The 22,680-nt window shown below is 67.8% G+C and carries 20 protein-coding genes; 10 read left to right on the forward strand and 10 right to left on the reverse strand.

The annotated features are described in order from the left end of the window. The first annotated feature begins 147 nt into the window (after positions 1-147). On the forward strand, positions 148-1,329 hold the full coding sequence (locus HNQ73_RS08955; RefSeq protein WP_183334428.1) for an acyltransferase family protein: 1,182 nt from the start codon (positions 148-150) through the stop codon (positions 1,327-1,329). Here HNQ73_RS08955 and gmk read toward each other — a convergent pair. The 8 genes from gmk to HNQ73_RS08995 all read right to left on the reverse strand — a co-directional run bounded on the left by gmk (position 1,298) and on the right by HNQ73_RS08995 (position 9,984). Then, positions 1,298-1,969, reverse strand: a complete 672-nt coding sequence (gene gmk, locus HNQ73_RS08960) for a guanylate kinase (protein ID WP_183334430.1) — start codon at positions 1,967-1,969, stop codon at positions 1,298-1,300. The genes HNQ73_RS08955 and gmk overlap by 32 nt on opposite strands. Further along, positions 1,966-2,853, reverse strand: coding sequence for a YicC/YloC family endoribonuclease (locus tag HNQ73_RS08965; protein ID WP_183334432.1), 888 nt, complete (start codon positions 2,851-2,853; stop codon positions 1,966-1,968). The genes gmk and HNQ73_RS08965 overlap by 4 nt, the downstream gene beginning before the upstream one ends. A 94-nt stretch (positions 2,854-2,947) precedes the next feature. Then, on the reverse strand, positions 2,948-4,183 hold the full coding sequence (mltG, locus tag HNQ73_RS08970) for an endolytic transglycosylase MltG (RefSeq protein WP_244650040.1): 1,236 nt from the start codon (positions 4,181-4,183) through the stop codon (positions 2,948-2,950). A gap of 189 nt (positions 4,184-4,372) precedes the next feature. Further along, positions 4,373-5,629 (reverse strand): beta-ketoacyl-ACP synthase II, encoded by a 1,257-nt coding sequence (fabF, locus tag HNQ73_RS08975; RefSeq protein ID WP_183334435.1) that lies wholly within the window; start codon positions 5,627-5,629, stop codon positions 4,373-4,375. A 72-nt stretch (positions 5,630-5,701) separates the two neighbouring features. Beyond that, positions 5,702-5,941, reverse strand: coding sequence for an acyl carrier protein (locus tag HNQ73_RS08980; protein WP_019401507.1), 240 nt, complete (start codon positions 5,939-5,941; stop codon positions 5,702-5,704). A 255-nt stretch (positions 5,942-6,196) separates the two neighbouring features. Continuing rightward, on the reverse strand, positions 6,197-6,934 hold the full coding sequence (fabG, locus tag HNQ73_RS08985; RefSeq protein WP_183334444.1) for a 3-oxoacyl-[acyl-carrier-protein] reductase: 738 nt from the start codon (positions 6,932-6,934) through the stop codon (positions 6,197-6,199). Between the two features lie 14 nt (positions 6,935-6,948). Beyond that, positions 6,949-7,896 carry an ACP S-malonyltransferase gene (fabD, locus tag HNQ73_RS08990; RefSeq protein ID WP_183334446.1) on the reverse strand — a complete coding sequence of 316 codons (948 nt, stop codon included), beginning with the start codon at positions 7,894-7,896 and terminating at the stop codon, positions 6,949-6,951. 54 nt (positions 7,897-7,950) lie between these two features. Next, positions 7,951-9,984 (reverse strand): methyl-accepting chemotaxis protein, encoded by a 2,034-nt coding sequence (locus HNQ73_RS08995; protein WP_183334448.1) that lies wholly within the window; start codon positions 9,982-9,984, stop codon positions 7,951-7,953. Between the two features lie 248 nt (positions 9,985-10,232). Between HNQ73_RS08995 and HNQ73_RS09000 the strand changes: the two genes are divergently transcribed. The 8 genes from HNQ73_RS09000 to HNQ73_RS09035 all read left to right on the forward strand — a co-directional run bounded on the left by HNQ73_RS09000 (position 10,233) and on the right by HNQ73_RS09035 (position 20,309). Further along, positions 10,233-11,906, forward strand: coding sequence for an acyl-CoA dehydrogenase family protein (locus HNQ73_RS09000; protein WP_244650042.1), 1,674 nt, complete (start codon positions 10,233-10,235; stop codon positions 11,904-11,906). A gap of 63 nt (positions 11,907-11,969) precedes the next feature. Next, positions 11,970-14,366: a ribonuclease R gene (gene rnr / locus HNQ73_RS09005; RefSeq protein WP_373284891.1), complete on the forward strand. Its 2,397-nt coding sequence runs from the start codon at positions 11,970-11,972 to the stop codon at positions 14,364-14,366. After that, a complete protein-coding gene (locus tag HNQ73_RS09010; RefSeq protein ID WP_183334450.1) occupies positions 14,345-14,785 on the forward strand; it encodes a DUF983 domain-containing protein in 441 nt (146 codons plus the stop codon). Before rnr ends, HNQ73_RS09010 begins: the two co-directional genes overlap by 22 nt. Positions 14,786-14,789: 4 nt before the next feature. Continuing rightward, on the forward strand, positions 14,790-15,542 hold the full coding sequence (locus tag HNQ73_RS09015) for an NUDIX hydrolase (protein ID WP_183334452.1): 753 nt from the start codon (positions 14,790-14,792) through the stop codon (positions 15,540-15,542). A 285-nt stretch (positions 15,543-15,827) separates the two neighbouring features. Then, positions 15,828-16,205 carry a DNA-directed RNA polymerase subunit omega gene (rpoZ, locus tag HNQ73_RS09020; RefSeq protein WP_183334454.1) on the forward strand — a complete coding sequence of 126 codons (378 nt, stop codon included), beginning with the start codon at positions 15,828-15,830 and terminating at the stop codon, positions 16,203-16,205. A gap of 162 nt (positions 16,206-16,367) precedes the next feature. Further along, positions 16,368-18,569: a RelA/SpoT family protein gene (locus HNQ73_RS09025; protein ID WP_183334456.1), complete on the forward strand. Its 2,202-nt coding sequence runs from the start codon at positions 16,368-16,370 to the stop codon at positions 18,567-18,569. 443 nt (positions 18,570-19,012) lie between these two features. Continuing rightward, positions 19,013-19,663 carry a LabA-like NYN domain-containing protein gene (locus tag HNQ73_RS09030; protein WP_183334458.1) on the forward strand — a complete coding sequence of 217 codons (651 nt, stop codon included), beginning with the start codon at positions 19,013-19,015 and terminating at the stop codon, positions 19,661-19,663. 13 nt (positions 19,664-19,676) lie between these two features. Further along, a complete protein-coding gene (locus HNQ73_RS09035; protein ID WP_183334460.1) occupies positions 19,677-20,309 on the forward strand; it encodes a uracil-DNA glycosylase in 633 nt (210 codons plus the stop codon). Positions 20,310-20,315: 6 nt separating this feature from the next. On the opposite strand, the gene HNQ73_RS09040 is transcribed toward HNQ73_RS09035, so the two are convergent. Beyond that, a complete protein-coding gene (locus HNQ73_RS09040) occupies positions 20,316-21,170 on the reverse strand; it encodes a LysR substrate-binding domain-containing protein (RefSeq protein ID WP_183334462.1) in 855 nt (284 codons plus the stop codon). Positions 21,171-21,274: 104 nt separating this feature from the next. On the opposite strand from HNQ73_RS09040, the gene HNQ73_RS09045 reads away from it, so the two are divergent. Further along, entirely contained in the window at positions 21,275-22,273 is a 999-nt protein-coding gene (locus HNQ73_RS09045; RefSeq protein WP_183334464.1) for a bile acid:sodium symporter family protein, read from the forward strand. Between the two features lie 6 nt (positions 22,274-22,279). On the opposite strand, the gene HNQ73_RS09050 is transcribed toward HNQ73_RS09045, so the two are convergent. Further along, complete coding sequence (locus HNQ73_RS09050; protein ID WP_183334466.1) at positions 22,280-22,663, reverse strand: VOC family protein; 384 nt, start codon at positions 22,661-22,663, stop codon at positions 22,280-22,282. Between the last annotated feature and the right edge of the window lie 17 nt (positions 22,664-22,680).

Genomic DNA, 22,680 nt, shown 5'->3' on the forward strand with positions numbered 1-22,680 from the left:
TCTCCGGGGCCATGGTAAAAATCCCTAAAATTCTTCCGAATTCAGCGGGAAGCGGGGCATGAGGGGAGCTGCCGAGGCCATCTTGCGTTGCAACGGGCCCGTCCTTTACGGCCCGCGCCGCCCGTGCGCAGCAGTCCGTGTCATCCCATGACGACGATCGCCACGCCCCTCAGCGCGAGCCGGAGCGAGCGGGCACCCGCCGCCGGCCGCACGGAGAGGGCACAGCTCCTCGCCGTCCAGGTCCTGCGCGCCTTTGCGGCCCTGGCCGTCGTGGTCTTCCACGCCGAGTACGACGCCGAGGTTATCGCGGCGCGCGCCGGGCTGGTGCTCGAGCACAGCGAGCTGCTGCCCTGGATGGCGGGGGTCGATGTCTTCTTCGTCATCTCCGGCTTCATCATGGTCTACACGAGCGAGGAGCTCTTCGGCGTCTCCGGCGCGGCGGGCTTCTTCCTGACGCGGCGCCTGATCCGCATCGTGCCGCTCTACTGGACGGCGACACTTCTCTTCCTCGTCAGCCTGGTGCTGCTGCCGAGCGCACTCAACAAGGCAGCGCCGAACCTCTGGCAGATCGTGGCCTCCTTCCTGTTCATCCCCGTGGAACGAAGCGACGGCCTCATCCGGCCGGTCTTCTCGCTCGGCTGGACGCTGAACTACGAGATGTTCTTTTACGGGCTGTTCGCCGCGGCGCTGTTGCTGCGCCGCGCGGCAGCGGTGGCCACGGTGACCGCCGCCCTTGTCCTTCTCGTTGTCGTGGGCGAGACCCTGCACAGGTTGGGCATACAGCCGCCCACCATCCTCGAATTCTGGAGCGACCCCATCGTGCTCGAATTCGCCTTCGGCATGGGCCTCGCGCTCCTGCGTGCCGACGGCATCAGGCTCACCCTGCCGGCACGCGCCGCGTTCGCCGCTGGCGGCGTGCTGTTGCTGCACCTCGACCTCGCGCGGCCGGATGGGTGGCTCGTCCTGCCTCCGCTCGTCGCCTACGGCGTCCCGGCAGCGCTCCTCGTCGCGGCGGCGGCGCTCGGGCATCAGGCGCAGAACGGGCCGCGGACCGAGCGCCTCATGGCAGCGCTCGGGGATGCGTCATACGCGCTCTATCTGGTGCATCCCTTCGTGCTCAGGCCACTCCGCCTGGCCGTGGTCGCCGCCGGCTTTGCCGGCATCGGCGCGGCCTGGGGCTACGTGGCGCTGGCGCTCGTCGCCTCGGTTGCGGTCGCGCTCGTTGTGCACCGACGCTTCGAGAGGCCGCTGATGCGGGTCCTGCGCCGGTGGACCGGACGGGCCGCCGCGATGCGGATCAGCGCGGCGCCCGGCCCTTCTCCTCACTGAGCAGCTCGTTGACGAAGGCCTCCAGCCCCACGCGGCGCTCGCGCTTCAGGCGCTCGGCGGTGAGGATGGCGACGAGCTCGTTGAAGGCCCGCCCGAGATCGTCGTTGACGAGCACGTAGTCGTAGAGCGACCAGCGCGCGATCTCGTCGCGCGCGTTCTGCAGCCGCTGCGCGATGACGTCCTCGGCATCCTCGGCGCGCCGCTCCAGCCGCGCCTTCAGCTCCGCCATGGAGGGCGGCAGGATGAAGCAGGTGACGACGTCGGAGCGCATCTTCTCCACGATCTGCTGTGTGCCCTGCCAGTCGATGTCGAAGACCATGTCGTGGCCGGCGGCGAGGGCCTCCTCCACGGGCCGGCGCGGCGTGCCGTAGAAGTTGCCGTGCACCTCGGCCCATTCGAGCAGGTCGCCCCGGTCGCGCATGAAGAAGAACTGGTCCTTCTCGATGAAATGGTAGTGCACGCCGTCGATCTCCGACGGGCGGCGCTGGCGCGTGGTGACCGAGATGGACAGGCGCAGCCCGAGCTCCGCCTTCTCGATCATGTTGCGCGTGAGCGTCGTCTTGCCGGCACCGGAAGGCGAGGACAGGATGAGGACGAGCCCGCGACGCTCGATCGCGGGGCCGGAGGAAAGCTTGTTCATTCGACGTTCTGGACCTGCTCGCGGAACTGCTCCACCACCGTCTTGAGGTCAAGACCGATGGCCGTCAAGGAGGCATCGCCCGCCTTGGCGCACAACGTGTTCGCCTCCCGCGACAGCTCCTGGGCGAGGAAGTCGAGCCGCCGGCCGATGACGCCGCCCTCGGCCAGCAGTGCGCGCACGCTCTCCACGTGGCTCTTGATACGGTCCAGCTCCTCCCGGATGTCGGCCTTGGCCGCGATGAGCACCGCCTCCTGGTACAGCCGCGTCTCGTCGAGGCGCCGGTCGCTGTCGAGAAGGGCAGCCACCTGCGCGGCGAGACGGGCCTTGATCGCCTCCGGCTGGCGGGCCGGGCAGGCTTCTGCGGCGGCCGCAAGCTCGGCGATGCGGTCGATCTGAGCGGAAAGAACGGCTGCGAGCGCCTCACCCTCGGCGGTTCTCGCGGCGACGAGAGCCGCAAGCGCCCGCGACAGGCCGGCTTCGACATCCGCCGCAAGACGCGCCAGCAGCGCCTCGTCGTCGGCATCGTCGATGATCTCCACGACGCCGCGCACGGAGAGCAGCCCGTCGAGCGTCGCCGACGCGATGCCGGCAGGCAGGGTGATCCCCCTGAGCGAATCGATAAGCCCGTTGAGCAGCGCCGTATTGATGCGGGCGACCGGCGTCTGCTCCGCCCGCGCGAGCGAGAGACTGGCATGGCAGGTGCCGCGTCCGAGCGCCTTGCCGATGAGCTGCCGCGCCATCTCGCCCAGCGCCTCGTGGCCGGGGGGCAGCCGCAGGCGCAGGTCGAGCCCGCGGCCGTTGACGGTCTTGATCTCCCAGGCCCAGCGATAAGGCCCCGTATCGCCCGCCTCGCGGGCGAAGCCGGTCATACTGCGAAGGGTCATGATGCCTCGTGAAATGCACATCGGGCCGCCCTGCAGCCCGCCGATGCCTGTCCTGCGACCGGCCACCGGGAGCAGAAACACACCGCCGCGCGGCTTATTCGATGAGCTTGCTCGCGTCCGGCACCACCTTGGGCGACGTGAGGTCGAAGGTCTTGTTCCGCAGCGGATCCTTGGGTGTGCCTTCCGAAGCGTCGTAGATCTTCGGTCCGCGCGTGCCGGCGGCGCCCTGCTTCTGCGGATCCCCCGCGGGCGGCGCGCCGCCCTCGTCGGGCTCGACCCGGTCCACGTCGGGTGCGGCGCCGGGGGACGGGCGCCCGGCCTCGATCTTGCGCCAGCGCTGCACATTGCGGTTGTGCTCGTCGAGCGTCTCGGCGAAGGCATGGCCGCCGCTGCCGTCAGCGACGAAATAGAGGTCGTTCGTCTTGCTCGGCCGAGCGGCCGCCTGCAGCGCATCGCGGCCCGGGTTGGCGATAGGGCCCGGCGGCAGGCCGGGGATGACGTAGGTGTTGTAGGGCGTCGGCTGGTTGATCTCGCTGCGCTTGATGCCACGGCCGAGCGTCCCCTTGCCGCCCACGAGGCCGTAGACGATCGTCGGGTCGGACTGCAGCTTCATGCCCTTGCGCAGGCGGTTGACGAACACCGCCGCAACCCGCGGCCGCTCGGCCGCAACGCCCGTCTCCTTCTCCACGATGGAGGCGAGGATGACCAGCTCCTCCGGGCTCTTGAGGGGCAGGTCGGGATCGCGGTTGGCCCAGATCTCCTGCACGACGCGCTTCTGGTCCGCCTTCATGCGGTCAATCAGAACCTGGCGCGGCGTGCCGCGAGCGACCTTGTAGGTCTCGGGCAGCAGTGTGCCCTCGGCCGGCACCTCGTTGATCTGGCCGGTGAGCAAGTCGTTCTCCATCAAGCGGGCGACGATCTGCTCGCTCGTCAGGCCTTCCGGCAGGGTGATGGGATGCAGGAGCGTGCGGCCCGAAGCGATGGTGTCCATCACTTCGCGCAGGCTGGCTTGGCGCTTGAAGAGATATTCGCCCGCCTTGAGCTCGTCGTTCTTCCCCGTGAGGTAGAGGCCGAGCACGAAGAGCAGCGGATACTCGATCACGCCTTCCCGTCGCAATGTCTCGGCGACGGTCTGCCCGCCGCCGCGCACGACCACCGCCTTGTCCTCCGCAAGCGGGCCCAGCGCATCGAGCTGCCGCTGCCCGAGATAGACAGCGGCGCCGAAGGCGAGCACGGCGATCATGATGAAGGTGAAGAAGGCGCTGAGCGCGGACAGCAGCCCGCCGCGGCGACGGCGGGAGACACGCGGCGGTGGAGGTGGTGCTACCATTGGCTTGATCGCCTCGCTCGGACTGCGTGGGGCGACGCGCGGCGCCGGGTCCACATTACGCGCCGGATCCTGCACCGACGATGCGTGCTCGTTCTCGCCCATCGGAATCAGGCTGACCCTCCCGCGAAGAACGTGCCTTCGCCCCAACACTAGGATCGATTATGGCGAAAGCACGCCGCCGGACACAACTCAGGCGTCGACCTTGCGAAAAGCAAGTGACGCGTTCGTGCCACCAAAACCGAACGAGTTCGACAGAACGACGTTGATCTCGCGCTGCCGCGCCTTGTGCGGGACGAGATCGATCGCTGTTTCCACCGACGGGTTGTCGAGATTGAGAGTAGGCGGCGCCACCTGGTCACGGATGGCGAGAATGGAGAAGATGGCCTCCACGGCGCCCGCCGCACCCAGCAGATGGCCGATGGCCGACTTGGTCGACGACATGCTGATCTTGCCCGCGGCATCGCCGACGAGCCGCTCCACGGCACGCAGCTCAATCTCGTCGGCCATGGTCGAGGTGCCATGGGCGTTGATGTAGTCGACGTCCGCGGGGGTGATCCCTGCCCGCTTGAGAGCCGCCTTCATGCAGCGGTAGGCGCCATCGCCGTCCTCCGACGGGGCGGTGATATGAAAGGCGTCGCCTGACATGCCGTAGCCGATGACCTCGGCATAGATGCGGGCGCCGCGCGCCTTGGCGTGCTCGTATTCCTCCAGCACGACGATGCCCGCACCCTCGCCCATGACGAAGCCGTCACGGTCGCGGTCATAGGGGCGCGATCCGCGCTTCGGATCGTCGTTGAAGGTCGTGCACAGGGCCCGGCAGGCAGCAAAGCCCGCGAGTGACAGGCGGTTGATGGGCGATTCGGTACCACCGGCGACCATGACGTCGGCATCGCCCAGGGCGATCAGCCGGGCCGCGTCACCGATGGCGTGGGCGCCGGTCGAGCACGCGGTGACGACCGCATGGTTCGGGCCCTTGAGCCCGTGCTCGATCGACACATAGCCCGAGGCCAGATTGATGAGGCGCCCGGGAATGAAGAAGGGAGAAATGCGGCGGGGCCCGCGCTCGTTCAGGAGCAGCGACGCATCGTGGATGCCGCCGATGCCGCCGATGCCAGAGCCGATCAAGACGCCGCTGGCGATCTGATCCTCGTAGGAGGTCGGATGCCAGCCGGCGTCGTCGAGGGCCTGCCTGGCGGCGGCCATCGCATAGATGATGAAGGGGTCGACCTTGCGCTGCTCCTTCGGCTCCATCCAGGCGTCGGCGTCGAAGGCGCCCTCGCCCTCGAGTGGAATGGAGCAGGCAATCTGGCAGGGCAGATCCGACACATCAAATGCTTCGACGCGCGAAGCACCGCTTTCGCCAGCCAGCAGCCGGCGCCAGGTTACGTCCACACCGCATCCGAGCGGCGAAACCATCCCGAGGCCGGTGACGACGACACGTCTCATGCAATCACTCTGTCAGCAAGCAAATGCCGGCGCGGCGCACGAAGGCGCCGCACGCAGATCGACAAGGCCCGTTCAGGCCGCGACGTTCTTCTCGAGGAACTTGATCGCGTCGCCGACGGTGACGATCGTCTCGGCGGCGTCGTCCGGAATCTCGACGCTGAACTCCTCCTCGAACGCCATGACGAGCTCGACCGTGTCGAGGCTGTCGGCACCGAGATCGTCGATGAAATTGGCGCTGTCCGTCACCTTCTCGGCGTCGACGCCAAGGTGCTCGACGACGATCTTCTTCACGCGCTCGGCGATATCACTCATCGGTTTGTCCTCAGTTCCACTTGTCGAAGGTCCGGGGATATCAGTCTCACCCACGGATCCGGGAAAACACAACTTCCAGCTTGGGGCCGAGGCGGGGCGGGATCGCTGCCCCTCCCGCACCCAGCCAGCCAGCACGAACCCATGGGTATCGGCGGGCACGGACAGGGTTAGAACGGCTTGTTAACATACTCGGATCGTGAAGGCGAGAGCCCTTGCCGACCCGGGCAGGCGATTCCGGAAGTTGCGATAAGCTATTCAGAACATTGCCATTCCGCCGTTCACATGCAGCGTATGCCCCGTGACATAGGCAGCTTCGTCGGAGGCGAGATAGACGACTGCAGCCGCCACTTCCTCGCTCGTGCCGAGCCGGCCGGCCGGTACATTGCCGAGGATCGATTCCCGCTGCTTCTCGTTGAGCGCGTCGGTCATGGGGGTCGCGATGAAGCCTGGAGCGACGCAGTTGACGGTGATGCCACGGCTCGCGACCTCGGCGGCGAGGGCCTTCGTCATGCCCACGAGGCCCGCCTTGGCGGCAGCATAGTTGCCCTGGCCGGGATTGCCGGTGGCGCCGACGATGGAGCCGATGCTGATGATGCGCCCGAAGCGGCGGCGCATCATGCCCTTCACCGCCGCGCGCGAGAGGCGGAAGGCGGAGGTGAGGTTGACGGCGAGAACCGCGTCCCACTCCTCGTCCTTCATGCGCATGAAGAGGTTGTCGCGCGTGATGCCGGCATTGTTGACGAGGATGTCGAGCCCGCCCATCGCCTCCTCGGCTGCGGGCACCAGCGCCTCCACCTCGGCCGTGTCGGCGAGGTTGGCCGGCACCACGTGAACCCGCTCGCCCAGCTCAGCGGCGAGCTTGTCGAGCACCTCCCGGCGCGTGCCGGAGAGCACCACCTCGGCGCCGCGCGCGTGCAGCGCCCGGGCGATGGCCCCGCCGATGCCGCCCGTCGCACCTGTGACGAGCGCCTTGCGACCCTTGAGTTCGAACATGCGACCCTCCGCTGTCAGAGCCCGCGCGACGCCTTGTAGGCAGCGACGTCCTCGGGTGTGCCCACGGCCTGGGCCGAGGCCCCGGCGGCAATGCGCTTGGCAAGGCCCGTCAGCACCTTGCCGGAGCCCAGCTCATAGAATGTATCGACGCCCTGGGCCGCCATGAAGGCGACGCACTCGCGCCAGCGCACGGTGCCTGTGACCTGCCGCACGAGGCCCTCGCGGATCTCCTGCGGATCGGTGACGGCGCGCGCATGGACATTCGCGACAAGCGGCACTTTGGGCGCCGCGATGGTGACCTTCGACAGCGCCTCGGCCATCACCTCGGCGGCCGGCTGCATCAGCGAGCAATGGAAGGGGGCGGACACGGGCAGCAGCAGCGCCCGCTTGGCGCCGCGCTGCGGGGCGAGCGCCACCACCCGCTCGACAGCGGCCTTGTGACCGGAGACCACCACCTGCCCGCCGCCGTTGTCGTTGGCGGCCTCGCAGACCTGGCCCTCGGCCGCCTCGGCCGCGACCTTGGCGGCCTCCTCGAATTCCATGCCGAGAATGGCGGCCATGGCACCCTCACCCGCCGGCACGGCCTTCTGCATCGCGTCGCCGCGGATGCGCAGAAGGCGCGCCGTGTCGGCAACGGAGAGGCTGCCCACCGCCGCCAGAGCCGAATATTCACCAAGCGAGTGCCCGGCGACGAAGGCCACGTCGCGCGCGATGTCGAGGCCGGCCTCGCTCTCCAGCACGCGCACTACGGCAAGGCTCGCGGCCATGAGGGCGGGCTGCGCGTTCGCCGTCAGCGTCAGCGTCTCCAGCGGCCCTTCCCACATGATCTGCGAGAGCTTCTGGCCGAGGGCCTCGTCGACCTCGTCGAAGACGGCGCGGGCCACCGGAAAGGCGTCGGCGAGAGCCTTGCCCATTCCGACAGCCTGGCTGCCCTGGCCCGGAAAGGTGAAAGCGACTGGCATGCGGCACTCCAACCAAAAACGTCGGCGGGCAGTGCCATTGGTTCTGCCGCGCTGTCAAGCCGCAGTGGCCCCTCCTTGTGGACCGGAGGGGACCTCACCCTGTCCATCTGCCGCCTCGACCCCCTTGAGGAAGGCATGCACGCTCGCCTCCAGCGCATCCGCCTGCTGCGCCAGCCGCGACGACCATTCGCTGACCGCGGCCGCGGCGGCAAGCGCCCGTGCCACCTCGTTTTCGACGCTGCGCATGGAAAGCACGCCTGCCCGCGCCTCGCCCGCGACGGCCTGGGTTTCGGCCGCCATGCGGGCAACGATGCTGTGCTGCTGGCGCGCCGCCTCGGCAACCCCCGTCGCCACGCCGGATACTTCCGCCACCAGGCTGTTCATTGCTCCCACGGACCGCTCGGCCGCTGCGGAAGCCTCCTGGATCTCCTTGATCTTGGCGGAGATCTCGTCAGCGAACCCGGCCGTCTGGGCGGCGAGTCCCTTCACCTCCTGCGCCACAACGGCAAAACCGCGGCCGGCCTCCCCTGCCCGCGCCGCCTCGATGGCGGCATTGAGCGAGAGAAGATTCACCTGGTCGGCTATGGCGTGGATGATGTCCGTCACCTCCTCGATGCGCGCCGCGCGTTCGGCCAGGCTGCGGATCGTCTCGACCGTGTGGCCGATGGCAATCACTGCCTGCTCGGCGACGGCGTCGGACTGGGCGGCACGGTTGGCGATGCCCTCCGTTGACGAGGTGAGATGCTCCACACCCGCAGCCACCGAAGCCACGTTGTCCGACACGCCGGTGACGGCCACCTCGGCCTCGCGCGCCTTCTGCGAGACGCCGGCCGACATGTTCGTCAGGTCCGACGCCATCGCGTCGAGCAGGCGCACCCCGTCGCGCACACTGCTCAGCGTGCGGGAGATGTCGGCCTCGAAGCGCGTGACGAGCGCCTCCAGGCGCTCGGCGCGCTGCCGCGTCATCGCGGCGTTCCTGTTGGCGTTGGCGATGAGCGCGTCGCGCTGGCGCGCATGATCCCGGAACATGGCGAGGGCCTGCGCCACCTCGCCGATCTCGTCCTGCCGGTCCTCGCCGATCAAAACGACATCCCGCTCGCCCGCCCGCAGCCGCCGCATGACGTCAATCATGCTCTGCAGCGGACGCGACAGGCCGCGCGCCATGAAATAGGCGGCAAGGCCGGAGAGGATGACGGTGACGATGAGGGCGAGGACCTGCGCTTGCCGGAGCGCAATGCTCGTCGTCCGCATGGACTGGAGGGTCGTCGTCTCGTGCTGGCCCGCAAGGGCGACCACGCGCTGGGCCACCCCAAGACCGTCGCGCAGATGCTCCGTGAAGGCGGCCTCGGCCGAGCGCCGCGCGGCGGTGTCCGCGATGTGGCGCTCGAAGGCCGTACGGTAGGCCCCGAGATAGGGCATGACCTGATCAGCGAGCCAGCGCTCGTCTGCCGGCACGGCGGCAAGCTCCCGGTTCAGCGCCTCCAGCGCCTGCCGGTGCCAGCCGAGCGCCTCCTGGGAACCTGTCAGCATGTAGTCCTTCTCGTAGCGGCGCACCATCAGGAGGGCGTTCATGACCCGCAGCCGCCACGGCGTGGCATCCTGCGGCGCCTCGGTCCGCAGTCGCCTTTCCATCTCGCCGGCGGCGTCGCGGAAGGTGCCGCGCAGCCCTTGGTCCAGCGTGAAGCCGATACGGTCCTGTGCCGCGACGAGATCAACGAAGCGCTCGCGCATGCGGGCGAGCGCGCCGGCGATGGCGCCGACCTCACCACGCAGGACCATTCCGGCGTCGAGCGTGGCGAGGCGGGCGAGCAGGCTCTGGGCGCGCGCCATATGCTCCTCGACCCGGACGAGATCCGCGTCACCCCGGCCCGTGAGCAGCTGCTCGAGGGATAGGTCGACATCCCTGAGCTCGGCCTGGATGACGAGGGCTGTCTGCTCGAGCTGCGCGGCGCGCGACGCCTCGGTCTGCTCCCTTTCGATGGCAATGAGGCCTACAAGCGAAATGGCGGTGACCGCGAGCATGCCGAAGAACGGTACGCCCACCAGCATCATGAGCCGCAGGCGCAGCGATACGCCTGTCCGTCGCATGAACGTCCTCACCTTCGTACGCGCGGCCTCTCCCGGCCATGGGCGAGTGTTCACGCGAGGCCCTTAAAAATGTCGGAAACCCGATCATTAATTTTGCAAATACTCGCTTCGTAGAGAGCCGCCTCGCGACTCGCGTACGTCTGGCTTGCATTGTCCGCCGATGATGCCATGCCTCGTTGGCGCGGAAGACGGGTGGCCTGATTCGTTCGCGCATGATGCGATCTTGCAGCCTGACCTCGAGGAACAATGTGACGGATACGGCTTTCACCCACGAAGTCTTCAACCAGACGCCGCCGTTTACCGACGTCAACCTGGCTGCTCTCGACCAGCCGCTCCTCGATGCACTGAAGAGCGCGGGCGTTGATGCCATCGCCAACGGGCTCCTGTCCTTCGGCGAGAGCTGCGGCGCGGCCGCGCGGCTCGACCTCGGCCGCCTCGCCAACGAGAACCCGCCGCGCCTGCGCACGCATGACGCACAGGGCCGGCGCGCCGACATCGTCGAGTTTCACCCGGCCTATCACGCGCTGATGGAGGCGGGAGTCGAGGCCGGCTTGCATGCCTCGACCTGGGAGGCGGGCGGCAACGGCCGAAGCCTGCCGGCTGCGAACGGAGCGACCCAGGCCAGCTCCCATGTCGTCCGTGCCGCGCGGCTTTTCATCACGGCGCAGGTTGAGAGCGGCCATCTCTGCCCCCTCACCATGACCCATGCCTCGCTGGCCGCGATCGGGGCGTCGCCGGAGCGGCTGCGCGACTGGTTGCCCATGGTCCGCTCGCGGCACTACGATTTTCGTTTCGTCCCCTTCTGGGAAAAGCGCGGCGTCACCGTCGGCATGGGCATGACGGAGAAGCAGGGCGGCACGGACGTCCGGGCCAACACCACCCGCGCGGAGCCCGTGAGCGGCGACGAATACGAGATCACCGGCCACAAGTGGTTCCTATCGGCGCCGATGTGCGACTCCTTCCTCGTGCTCGCGCAGGCGCCAGGCGGCCTCACCTGCTTCCTGATGCCGCGCTTCCGCCCGGACGGCAACGTCAACGCGCTTCACCTGCAGCGGCTCAAGGACAAGCTGGGCAACCGCTCCAATGCCTCCTCGGAGGTGGAGTTCCACCGGGCCTTCGCCTGGCGCATCGGCGAGGAGGGCAAGGGCGTGCGCACCATCATCGAGATGGTGCAGCTCACCCGGCTCGACTGCGTCGTCGCCTCGGCCGGGCTGATGCGCATGGGGCTGGCGCTCGCCATGCACCACGCCCGCCATCGCTCCGTCATGCAGCGCAAGCTCGTCGACCAGCCGGCGATGGCGGCCGTCCTCGCCGATCTCGCGCTGGAGAGCGAGGCAGCAACAGCCCTCGCCATGCGGCTCGCCGCCAGTTTCGACCTCGCCGCCGAGAACCCGCGCGAGGCGGCGCGGGCGCGCATCCTGACGCCAGCGGCCAAGTTTCTCGTCTGCAAGGCGGCGCCGGCCTTCCTCGACGAGGCCATGGAATGCCTCGGCGGCAACGGCTATGTTGAGGAAAGCCCGATGCCCCGCCTCTACCGCGAGGCGCCGGTCAATGCCATCTGGGAAGGGGCGGGCAACGTCATGGCGCTCGACGTGCTGCGCGCGGCCGAGCGGGATGCAGAGGCGATGGCCTCCGTCCTCGTCACCCTCGGCGAGGAGGTCTCCGGTCTTCCCGGCGCGCGCGAGGCGCTTGCCGACATCGAGGGCCTCCTAGCCGGCAGTGAGCGGGAGCGCAACGCGCGCCGCATTGCCGAGACCCTCGCCCTCGTCGCGGCGGCGGGCGCCCTCACCCACGTGGCGCCCCCTGCGATCGCGGAAGCATTCGCGCGGACACGCATCGCGGCCCCGCGGCGCGGCTTCGGCTCCAACGACCTCGCCAGTGCCGGCAGTCTGCTTCTCGGCCGGGCGCTGCCGTTGCTGTAACAGCGGTGGCCTTCCGACGCGGGCCATGCAAGAACAGACCTGAAGACCGATTGGACGAGAACCTTGGCCCGACGCCTGAAATCCACGCACGCCACCCACAGCACCGTCCGCGGTGACGCGCACCTGCCGACGAAGGAGGACATCGCCGCCTTCATCGCCGAATCGCCCGGCAAGGTCGGCAAGCGCGAAATCGCGCGTGCCTTCGGCATCGGTGGCGGCCAGCGCATCTGGCTCAAGCGCATGCTGCGCGAGCTGGAGGACGAGGGGGTCATCGATCGGCGCCGCAAGGTGCTGCACAAGGCCGGGCGCCTGCCACCCGTCGTGCTGGCGGACATCACCGGCCGCGACGCGGACGGCGAACTGGTCGCCGAGCCGGCGGAGTGGAGCACGGACGAGGACGGCAAGGCGCCGCGCATCATCATCACCCCTTCACGCAGGCGGCGCGCGGGCGAGCCTGCGCCGGGCGTCGGCGACCGCGCACTGCTGCGTGTCGAACCTGCCCCGGACGAGGGCCCGCAGGTCTACATCGGGCGCATCATCAAGCTCATCGCCAAGCTGAAGGCGCAGGTACTCGGCGTCTATCGCGCCAACCGCGAGCGTGGCGGCGGCTACCTCGTGCCCGTGGACAAGAAGGCGCTGGGGCGCAAGATCATCATTCCCCCCGGCGCCGAGGGCGAGGCTGAGGATGGAGACCTCGTCAGCGTCTCCGTCGCGCGTGGTACGCGCCTCGGGCCACCGCAGGCCAAGGTGCGCGAGCGCCTCGGCTCCCTGAAGTCGGAAAAGGCCATCAGCCTTGTCGCCATCCATGCCCACGGCATTCCACATGTCTTCCCGCCGGCCGCCCTGCGGGAGGCGGAGGCGGCGAAGCCCGCCACGCTCGCCGGGCGCGAGGACTGGCGCGCCCTGCCGCTCGTCACCATCGACCCCGCCGACGCCAAGGACCACGACGACGCGGTGCATGCGGAGCCGGACGAGGATCCCGACAATCCGGGCGGCCACATCCTCCACATCGCCATCGCCGACGTCGCCGCCTATGTGCTCCCCGGCTCCGCGCTCGACCGCGAGGCGCTGGAGCGGGGCAACTCGGTCTATTTCCCCGACCGGGTCGTGCCCATGCTGCCCGAGCGCATCTCGAATGACCTGTGCTCGCTGCGCCCGGGCGAGGACCGGCCGGCACTCGCGGTACGCATCGTCATCGACGCCAACGGGCGCAAGAAACGCCACAGCTTCCACCGCGTGCTCATGCGCTCGGCCGCGAAGCTGGCCTATCCCCAGGCGCAGAGGGCCATCGACGGCAAGCCGGACGAGGTGACGGGACCGCTCCTCGAGCCTGTGCTGAAGCCGCTGTGGGCCGCCTACCACGCCCTGGCGCGCGCCCGCGACGCGCGCGAGCCGTTGGCGCTCGACCTGCCCGAGCGCAAGCTCATCCTGAAGGAGGATGGCACGGTCGACCGCGTGCTCGTGCCCGAGCGGCTCGACGCGCACCGGCTGATCGAGGAGTTCATGATCCTCGCCAACGTCTGCGCCGCCGAGACGCTGGAGAAGAGCGACCTCCCCTTCACCTATCGCGTGCACGACGAACCCTCGCTTGAGAAGATGCGTATTCTCGGCGAAGTGCTCGCCTCCATCGGTCTCAAGCTGCCGAAGGGCGGCGCGCTGCACCCGTCGCTCTTCAACCGCATTCTGGCCTCGGTGGAGAAGACGCCGCACCGCGCCTTCATCAACGAGATCGTGCTGCGCTCCCAGGCGCAGGCCGAATATTCGACGGACAACTACGGCCACTTCGGCCTGGCGCTGCGCCGCTATGCCCACTTCACCTCGCCGATCCGCCGCTATGCCGACCTCATCGTGCATCGCTGCCTGATCCGCCACCTCAGGCTGGGCGAGGGCGGCCTTCCGGCCACGATGACCCGGGAAGAGATGGCTGAGATCGCGGCCCGCATCTCGGCGGCGGAGCGGCGCGCCATGGCGGCCGAGCGGGAGACGGTCGACCGGCTCATCGCCCACTACATGGCCGATCAGGTGGGGGCCACCTTCGAGGGGCAGATTGCCGGTGTGACGAGCGCCGGGCTGTTCGTGAAGCTCGACCACACTGGTGCCGACGGCTTCGTGCCCGCGGCGACGCTGGGCTCCGACTACTTCCGCTTCGACGAGCGGCAGCATGCCCTCGTCGGCTCCCGCTCGGGCGAGACCTTCCGTCTCGGCGACCGCGTGACCGTGCGTCTCGTCGAGGCCGCGCCCGTGGCCGGCGCGCTGCGTTTTGAGATGCTCAGCGACGGCAAGGCCGGCGCGCGACAGAGCGCCCAATTGCGTGCGCGCGGCCGCAATGCCAAATCCTTCCGGCCCGCCAGGAGCGCCAAGGCGGCCGAGCGGGCGGCGGCACGCAAGGCGGCGCGGCAGAAGGGCGCGCGCAACACCCGGGCAAAACAGGAAACGACATGGCCTTCACGGGACGACTGACGAATGCTTTCGAGGCGCCGCGCGACTGGCGGAGCGCGATGAGGCGCGGCCTCGCCTGCCGCTGCCCGGCCTGCGGCAGTGGCCGGTTGTTCTCGAGCTTCCTCAAGGTGAGGCCCAATTGCGAGGCATGCGGCGAGGACCTGTCGCACCATCGCTCCGACGACCTGCCGCCCTACATCGTCATCACCATCGTCGGGCACGTCATTGGTGGCGCCAACCTCACCTTCGAAAGCTTCGCCGAGTGGCCCATGTGGATGCACATGGCGCTGTGGCCTGTGCTCGCCCTTGCCATGTGCCTCGGCCTCCTGCAACCGGTGAAGGGTGGCGTCGTCGGCTACCAGTGGGCACTGCGCATGCACGGCTTCGGCGACAACAGGGACGAGGAAGCGCCCCTGCGCGTGGGCGGCAACGAGGGATGACGCGGTGAACGACCAGGCGCGGCATCTGACGACGACGGAACGGCTCAATAACGCGGCGCGTGAGCGGCGCTGGGAGAACCAGCGGCCGAAGGATGCGGCTACTCTCATCATCATCGACCGGCGCCGCCGCACGCCCAAGGTGCTGATGGGCCGGCGCCACGAGGGCCACAAGTTCATGCCGGGCAAGTTCGTCTTTCCCGGCGGGCGCATCGAGGCCGGGGACCGGTCGATGCCCGTGGCCGGGATGCTGCACCCGGTCTCAGAGGCCCGCCTCGTCTCCCGCGTCACGCGGCTCAGCCTCGCCCGTGCGCGGGCGCTGGCCCTGGCCGCGGTGCGCGAGACCTTCGAGGAAACGGGCCTGCTCATCGGCTCGCGCGACTACGGGCCGCCCGAGCACGCGCCGGAGGGGCCCTGGCGGGCCTTCGTCGAGCACGGCGTCTTTCCCGATCTCGAGGCGCTGCAGTTCGTCGCCCGCGCCATCACGCCGCCGCGCCGGCCCAAGCGCTTCGACACGCGCTTCTTCGCCGTGGATGCGACGGCCATCGCGGCCACCGTTCCCGACATCGTCGGCCCGCAGTCGGAGCTGACGGAACTCGTGTGGGTGTCGCTGCCCGATGCCAAGCGCCTCGACCTGCCGACGATCACCCACGTGATCATCGAGGAGCTGGAGGCGCGGATCGCCGCCGGCTTCGCGCACGAGCTGCCCGTGCCGTTCTATTACGAACGCCGCGGGCGCTTCGTGCGCGAGGAGCTCTGAACGGCTGGCCTTGAGCGAAGGGCCCCTCGCCCCCTGCTCCACATCTGCCTCGCCCTGCCCGAGGCTGAGGAGCGGAAGACCTGGGGCGGGAAGCCACCGTGCACGGCGGCTACCGCCTCACCGCGCCGAAGCGACTCGCAGCGGGCGTCTGGATCGGCCGACGCATCGCGCTGGCCGCGCCTTCAGGCACGTGGCCTGCCCGCCTCACCCCTTGCATTTGCGGGCCCGCGGGTGTAGGTAGCGCGTTCAATCCGTAACTTCTTGTTGCTTGAGAGGGAGCCCAGCATGGCTCGCGTTACCGTCGAGGATTGCATCGACAAGGTCAACAATCGCTTCGACCTCGTGCTCCTCGCTAGCCATCGTGCCCGCATGATCTCTGCCGGTGCTCCGCTGACGGTCGACCGCGACCGCGACAAGAATCCCGTGGTGGCTCTGCGCGAAATTGCGGAAGAGACCATCTCGCCGGAAGACCTGAAGGAAGACCTCATCCATTCAATGCAGCGCTATGTCGAGGTCGACGAGCCGGAGGCGGATGCCGTGCCCCTCATCGGGACCTCGAGCGGGGACGACAGCGACGTGCAGTTCGACCGCATGAGCGAGGAGGATCTGCTGCGCGGCCTCGAGGGCCTCGTCCCGCCCGCCGACAGCGGCGACGACGACTGATCCATTCGCCGCACCATGGCGGCAGGCTGAAAAGCCCGGCATACAGCCGGGCTTTTTTTTTTGCGGCGGCTGCGGCGTCCTGACATTGCACGGGGCCTTGCGCCTGCGTCCTATCTTCATGATATCTTTCAAAAAATAAGAACAGACCCCGGTCCTCAGCCCATGATGCGGCAGTACGAACTTGTCGAGCGCGTGAAGCGCTACCATCCGGATGCGGACGAGGCCCTGCTCGACCGGGCCTACGTCTATGCCATGCGGGCACACGGCCAGCAGAAGCGCGCCTCGGGAGACCTGTTCTTTTCTCATCCCCTCGAAGTCGCCGCCATCCTCACGGACCTGAAGCTCGACGAATCGACCATCGTCGCAGCCGTCCTGCACGACACGATCGAGGACACGGACGCGACGCGCGAGGAGATCGACAGCATGTTCGGTCCCGAGATCGGCGCGCTCGTCGATGGCCTCACCAAGATCAAGAAGCTCGACTTCGTGTCGAAGAAGGCCAAGCAGGGCGAGAACTTCCGCAAGCTCCTGCTCGCCATCGCCGCCGACGTGCGCGTGCTGCTTGTCAAGCTTGCCGACCGGCTGCACAACATGCGCACCCTCCACTACGTCGCGCCCGAGAAGCGCATTCGCGTGGCCGAGGAAACGCTGGAAATCTATGCCCCCCTCGCCGGGCGCATGGGCATCCAGGAGATGCGCGACGAGCTGGAGGATCTCTCCTTCCGCTATCTAAAGCCGGAAGCCTACGAGACGATCACCCGCCGCCTCGAGGAAGTGGCCCAGCGCAACGGCCCGCTGATCGAGACCATCGAGAAGGACCTGACGGCGCGTCTCGCCGAGCGCGGCATCAGCGCCAAGGTGAGCGGCCGGCGCAAGCGTCCCTACTCGATCTGGCGGAAGATGGAGCGCAAGTCCATCGCCTTCGAGCAACTCTCGGACATCTTCGGCTTCCGCGTCATCGTCGACACCATCGACGACTGCTACCGTGCGCTCGGCGTGGTGCACACCACCTGGCCGATGGTTCCCGGCCGCTACAAGGACTACATCTCGACGCCGAAGCAGAACGACTACCGCTCCATCCACACGACGGTGATCGGGCCGGGGCACCAGCGCGTCGAGCTGCAGATCCGCACGGCCGAGATGCACGAGATCGCCGAATACGGCATCGCGGCTCACGCGCTCTACAAGGACGGGCGCACCGGCGGCCGCACGCTGATGAGCGAGAGCCGGGCCTACCAGTGGCTGCGGCGCACGGTGGACCTCCTCGCCGAAGGCGACAGCCCGGAGGAGTTTCTCGAGCACACCAAGCTCGAGCTCTTCCACGACCAGGTCTTCTGCTTCACGCCGAAGGGGCGGCTCATCGCGCTGCCGCGCGGCGCGACGCCCATTGATTTCGCCTATGCGGTTCATACCGACATCGGCAACACGGCGGTCGGCGCCAAGATCAACGGCCGGATCGCGCCACTCCTGTCGGAGCTGCAGAACGGCGACGAGGTCGAGATCGTGCGCGCGGAGGGGCAGGTCCCGCCGGCAGCCTGGGAATCGCTGGTTGTCACCGGCAAGGCGCGGGCCGCCATCCGCCGTGCGACGCGCAGCGCCGTGCGGCGCCAATATGCCGGCCTCGGCCGCCAGATCCTGGAACGGGCCTTCGAACGCGCGGGCAAGGCCTTTTCCGACGACAAGCTGAAGGCCGCCCTGCCGCGCCTGGCGCGCCAGTCCATCGACGACGTGCTCGCGGCCGTCGGGCGCGGCGAGATGTTCTCGGGCGATGTCGTGCAGGCCATCTATCCGGAATACCGCGAGGACAGGAAGCCGAGCAGCGACGGCGCCAACGGCACCGGCTGGTTCGACATCAAGGGCGGTGACAACCTGCGCTTCAAGGTGCCTGGCAACAACGAGGAAGGCTCAAGCAAGGCCATCCCCATCCGCGGCCTCAACGGCGATCTGCCGGTGCGCTTCGCGCCGGAGGGAGGCGCCGTGCCGGGCGACCGCATCGTTGGCATCCTGACGCCAGGCGAAGGCATCACGATCTATCCCATCCAGTCGTCGGCACTGGCGGCCTTCGAGGATTCGCCGGACCGCTGGCTGGACGTGCGCTGGGCCGTGGAGGAAGGGAACCGGCAGCGTTTTCCCGCCCGCATCGCCCTCAACACCATCAATGAACCAGGCACGCTCGCCACGGTGGCTCAGGTCATCGCCGAGCACGACGGCAATATCGATAACATCATCATGCGGCGCCGGACGCCGGACTTCACCGACCTGACGATCGACGTCTCGGTGTGGGACCTGAAACACCTCAACGCCATCATCAGCGAGCTTCGCGCGAAACGGGTGGTCAGCAAGGTAACACGCGTCACGGGCTAAAAATTGCACGTGCCATTGCACGGGACGCATGACAAGCCCCTGCAACTCGTCTAGTAGATATAGACAAGCTCAAAGCCTAGGCGACTGGGACCACGGCGATAGCCCGACACTGCCGGAAAACGCAGTACCGGCAACTGGCAGGAGAAACGGAACGATTATAAGATCTGTCGCACCGGCGGGTGACCGCACCCAGTAGAAGCGATATGACACCGCGCCGCACGGAAAGAATTCCCCCTCCCGCTCCGGAGATCCGGAATGACAGCAAAAACTGAACAGTATTAAACCATGCCGCCGCAATCAAACAATCGATGTTGCCATAACCATGAAACACAACAGAAATATTTGATAAATTATCATTGCACTCCTCCATTAATTTATAAATCTGATTATTAAACCTCATCAAATACGGTAGCGCCCCATCCACCCCCCCTGAGCATGATCCAATGAGCAGCAAGCAGCGTATCGCACTGTTTATCGACGGCGCCAATCTCTACGCAACGACCAAAACACTTGGTTTTGACATTGATTACAAAAGGCTTTTGAAAGAGTTCCAGGAAAAGGGGCGCCTGGTCAGGGCTTTTTATTATACGGCGATGGTCGAGGATCAAGAGTATTCCTCGATCCGTCCTCTCATCGATTGGCTCGACTACAATGGCTATCGCGTTGTGACCAAGCCGACCAAGGAGTTTGTGGACTCCTCGGGGCGCCGCAAGGTCAAGGGCAACATGGACATCGAGCTCGCCATCGATGCGCTGGAGCTCGCCCCCTACATCGACGAGATGGTGCTTTTCTCCGGTGACGGCGATTTCCGCTCGCTCGTGGAAGCCATGCAGCGGCGTGGCGTGCGCGTGTCGGTCGTCTCCACCATCTCGACCCAGCCGCCCATGATCGCGGACGAATTGCGCCGGCAGGCTGACGAGTTCATCGAGATCATGCAGCTCGAACCGCGCATCGGCCGCGATCCGGCGGAGCGTGCGCAGCGTATGCAGCACGGCGGCTTCGAGGACAATCCGCGCACCGGTCGCGGGCTCGAGCGGCGCTACGGCATCCGCCAGGCGCCGCTGCAGAGGGATGACGCCAGCGACGAGGGCTGATACCTCATCGCACATGATCGAGCCTTCGTCAGACTGTCCGCGGTGCCCGCGTCTCGTCGCCTTCCGCGACGAATGGCGGGCGCGTGAGCCGCATTGGCACAACGCCCCCGTCCCCTCCTTCGGGGACATGGAGGCGCGTCTGCTCATCGTGGGGCTGGCACCCGGCCTTCGCGGCGCCAATCGCACGGGGCGGCCGTTCACGGGCGATTATGCGGGCGATCTGCTGTACGAGACACTGTCCGACTTCGGCTTTTCGTCCGGCGTGTTCGCCGCGCGGCCCGACGACGGGCTGCGCCTCGAGGGCGCGCTGCTGACGAACGCCGTACGCTGCGTGCCGCCGGAGAACAAGCCGACCGGCAGCGAGATCGCCACCTGCCGAAACTATCTCGCGGCCACCATCGCCTCGCTGCCGCGGCTGCGCGCCATCCTGGTGCTCGGCCGCATCGCCCACGACAGCACCGTGCGCGCGCTCGGCGCCTCGCCGGCCAGGGTGCCCTTCACGCACGGGGCGGCGCACGACATCGGCCGCGTGCGCCTGTTCGACAGCTATCACTGCTCCCGCTACAACACGAACACGGGGCGTCTCACGCGCGACATGTTCCGCGCCGTCTTCACCGACATGAAGGCGTATCTCGACGCCCTCTGACCCGCCTCACATCGACAGGCGGGCATTGCCTGCGAGGATGTCTGCCGCCAACTCCCGGGCCGGGCCGGCGAGCTCACGGCCGGCCGAGGCCAGGACGAACTCCACCTCTTCCAGCTCTGGCAGATGGCGGCCCGTGCGCAATTCCACGAGCCCCGGCGGCAGCATGCTGCGCGGTTGCACGAGGACGCCGAGCCCCGCCACGGCGGCCGCGCGCAGCCCGCCGAGGCTGGCGGAGGTGCAGACGATGCGCCATGGCACATTCGCCCGCTCCAGCGTCTCGATGGCCACGGCCCGCGTGATGCTGGGCGGCGGAAAGGCAATGAGCGGCACCGGCCGCTCCGGCACCACGAGGGCCGGATTGGCCGCGGCCCAGACCAGCGCCTCGCGGCGCACCAGCGTGCCCTGCTCCTGCCCGATGCGCCGCTTGGCGAGCACGAGGTCGAGCTCGCCCGCCTGCAGCATCTCGTTGAGGATGCCGCTCGAGGCGACCGTGATCTCGAGGTCGACGGACGGGTTGCGGCGGGCGAAATCGCTGAGCACCTCGGCAAGACGCGACAACACAAAATCTTCCGAGGCGCCGAAACGCAGCGTGCCGCGCAGCTCCGCGCCGGCGAAGTAGCGCTCCACCTGCCGGTTGAGGTCCAGGATCTTGCGTGCGAAGCCCAGCATCGCCTCGCCGTCCGGCGTCAGCGCCACGGAATGGGTGTCGCGCGCCACGAGTCGACGGCCGACGGCCTCTTCCAGCCGGCGCACCTGCTGGCTCACTGTCGACTGGCTGATGCCCAGCAGGCGTCCGGCGCCGGTGAAGCTGCGCGTTTCGGCAACGGCCACGAACGACCGCAGAAGGGCGGGGTCATACATGGTTATTCCATTTCTGGATGGCTGATATTTGTATCAGCACAATTCCAAATAAAGCGGCCGAGGGCTAGATGTGGCGCCCGGATAGGCAACCAAGGGCGGCGATCATGCGGCGGCTTCTGGCGGACAGGTTCCTTCTGGCGCTTCTCGGCGCCGTCGCCTTGTCGAGCGTTCTGCCCGTCAGCGGTGCGCTGGTCGAGCCCTTCAACGTCGTTGCCGACATCACCATCGCGCTTGTCTTCTTCTTGCAGGGCGCGCGCCTGTCACGGGCGACGGTTGTCGCTGGCTTCACGCACTGGCGGCTGCATCTCGTGGTGTTCGCCGCGACCTTCGTGCTCTTTCCCCTTCTCGGACTGGCCGCTGCCCCGCTGGTGCCGACGCTCCTCAGCCCGGCGCTCTACACGGGCATCCTTTTCCTGTGTGTCCTGCCGTCCACGATCCAGTCGTCGATCGCCTTCACCTCCATCGCACACGGCAACGTGGCCGCCGCCGTCTGCTCGGCCTCGGCCTCCAACATCATCGGCATGTTCCTGACGCCGCTGCTCGTCGGGCTGCTGTTCAGCGCCCGCGGCGGCGGGCCGACGCTCGAGGCCGTCGGCAGCATCCTCCTGCAGCTGCTGCTGCCTTTCGTAATTGGACAGATTCTGCAGCCGAAGATCAGCAAGTGGGTTATCGAGAATCGCCGCGTGCTGGGCCTCGTCGACCGCGGGTCCATCCTGCTCGTGGTCTATCTCGCCTTCAGCCATGCCGTCGTGCAGGGGCTGTGGAACAAGCTCTCGGCCGCGGATCTTGCGGTCATGGTGGGCGTGGACGTAGCGCTGCTCGCCCTGGTGCTCGTCACCACCACCGTTGCGGCTCGGCTCCTCGGCTTCAGCCGCGAGGACGAGATCACCATCGTCTTCTGCGGCTCGAAGAAAAGCCTGGCGAGCGGCGTGCCCATGGCGAATGTGATCTTCGCCGGGCAGGACATCGGTATCATCCTGCTGCCGGTGATGCTCTTCCACCAGATCCAGCTCATGGCCTGCGCGGCGCTGGCTCAGCGCTACGCCGACAGGCGGCTTGCGGAGATGGAGAAGGAGGAAGAGGCCATGCCGGCGCAGGCCTGACGCGCCTCAGCCGTATGCGATGAATTCGAGCAGCGAGCCGTCCGGGTCACGGAAATAGACGCTGGTGCCATGGCCCCGCGCACCGAAGCGCTCCACCGGGCCGAGCTCGACGGCGACGCCGTGCGCAGCGAGATGGGCGATCGCCTCCTCGATCGTGCCGTGCCACTCGAAGCACAGGTCACTGTTGCCCGGCATCACCGGCATCCGCGCCCGCGGCTCGCCGATCTGGCCCGGCCCGTGGCAGTTGAGCTGCATGTTGCCGAAGCGGAAGGCGAACCCGTTGCGCACCGGGATCGCCTCGGCGCCGAGCACGTCGCAATAGAACTTGCGCGACACCGACCAATCGGAGACGTGGATCACGCAATGGTCGAACGAGATGTGCTTCGCCAAGGCCCCCTCCCCCGTCC

Source organism: Chelatococcus composti, from assembly GCF_014201415.1.
Taxonomy (GTDB): Bacteria; Pseudomonadota; Alphaproteobacteria; order Rhizobiales; family Beijerinckiaceae; genus Chelatococcus_A; species Chelatococcus_A composti.

What these genes read in the sequence shown, in the direction of transcription:
- gmk (WP_183334430.1), bottom strand. Translation starts at nt 1,969, where the DNA reads ATGAACAAGCTTTCCTCCGGCCCCGCGATCGAGCGTCGCGGGCTCGTC.
- HNQ73_RS09030 (WP_183334458.1), top strand. Translation starts at nt 19,013, where the DNA reads ATGAGCAGCAAGCAGCGTATCGCACTGTTTATCGACGGCGCCAATCTC.
- mltG (WP_244650040.1), bottom strand. Translation starts at nt 4,183, where the DNA reads ATGGTAGCACCACCTCCACCGCCGCGTGTCTCCCGCCGTCGCCGCGGC.
- HNQ73_RS08955 (WP_183334428.1), top strand. Translation starts at nt 148, where the DNA reads ATGACGACGATCGCCACGCCCCTCAGCGCGAGCCGGAGCGAGCGGGCA.
- HNQ73_RS09040 (WP_183334462.1), bottom strand. Translation starts at nt 21,170, where the DNA reads ATGTATGACCCCGCCCTTCTGCGGTCGTTCGTGGCCGTTGCCGAAACG.
- HNQ73_RS09025 (WP_183334456.1), top strand. Translation starts at nt 16,368, where the DNA reads ATGATGCGGCAGTACGAACTTGTCGAGCGCGTGAAGCGCTACCATCCG.
- HNQ73_RS09035 (WP_183334460.1), top strand. Translation starts at nt 19,677, where the DNA reads ATGATCGAGCCTTCGTCAGACTGTCCGCGGTGCCCGCGTCTCGTCGCC.
- rpoZ (WP_183334454.1), top strand. Translation starts at nt 15,828, where the DNA reads ATGGCTCGCGTTACCGTCGAGGATTGCATCGACAAGGTCAACAATCGC.
- fabD (WP_183334446.1), bottom strand. Translation starts at nt 7,896, where the DNA reads ATGCCAGTCGCTTTCACCTTTCCGGGCCAGGGCAGCCAGGCTGTCGGA.
- HNQ73_RS08980 (WP_019401507.1), bottom strand. Translation starts at nt 5,941, where the DNA reads ATGAGTGATATCGCCGAGCGCGTGAAGAAGATCGTCGTCGAGCACCTT.
- HNQ73_RS08995 (WP_183334448.1), bottom strand. Translation starts at nt 9,984, where the DNA reads ATGCGACGGACAGGCGTATCGCTGCGCCTGCGGCTCATGATGCTGGTG.
- fabG (WP_183334444.1), bottom strand. Translation starts at nt 6,934, where the DNA reads ATGTTCGAACTCAAGGGTCGCAAGGCGCTCGTCACAGGTGCGACGGGC.
- HNQ73_RS08965 (WP_183334432.1), bottom strand. Translation starts at nt 2,853, where the DNA reads ATGACCCTTCGCAGTATGACCGGCTTCGCCCGCGAGGCGGGCGATACG.
- fabF (WP_183334435.1), bottom strand. Translation starts at nt 5,629, where the DNA reads ATGAGACGTGTCGTCGTCACCGGCCTCGGGATGGTTTCGCCGCTCGGA.
- HNQ73_RS09010 (WP_183334450.1), top strand. Translation starts at nt 14,345, where the DNA reads ATGGCCTTCACGGGACGACTGACGAATGCTTTCGAGGCGCCGCGCGAC.
- HNQ73_RS09045 (WP_183334464.1), top strand. Translation starts at nt 21,275, where the DNA reads ATGCGGCGGCTTCTGGCGGACAGGTTCCTTCTGGCGCTTCTCGGCGCC.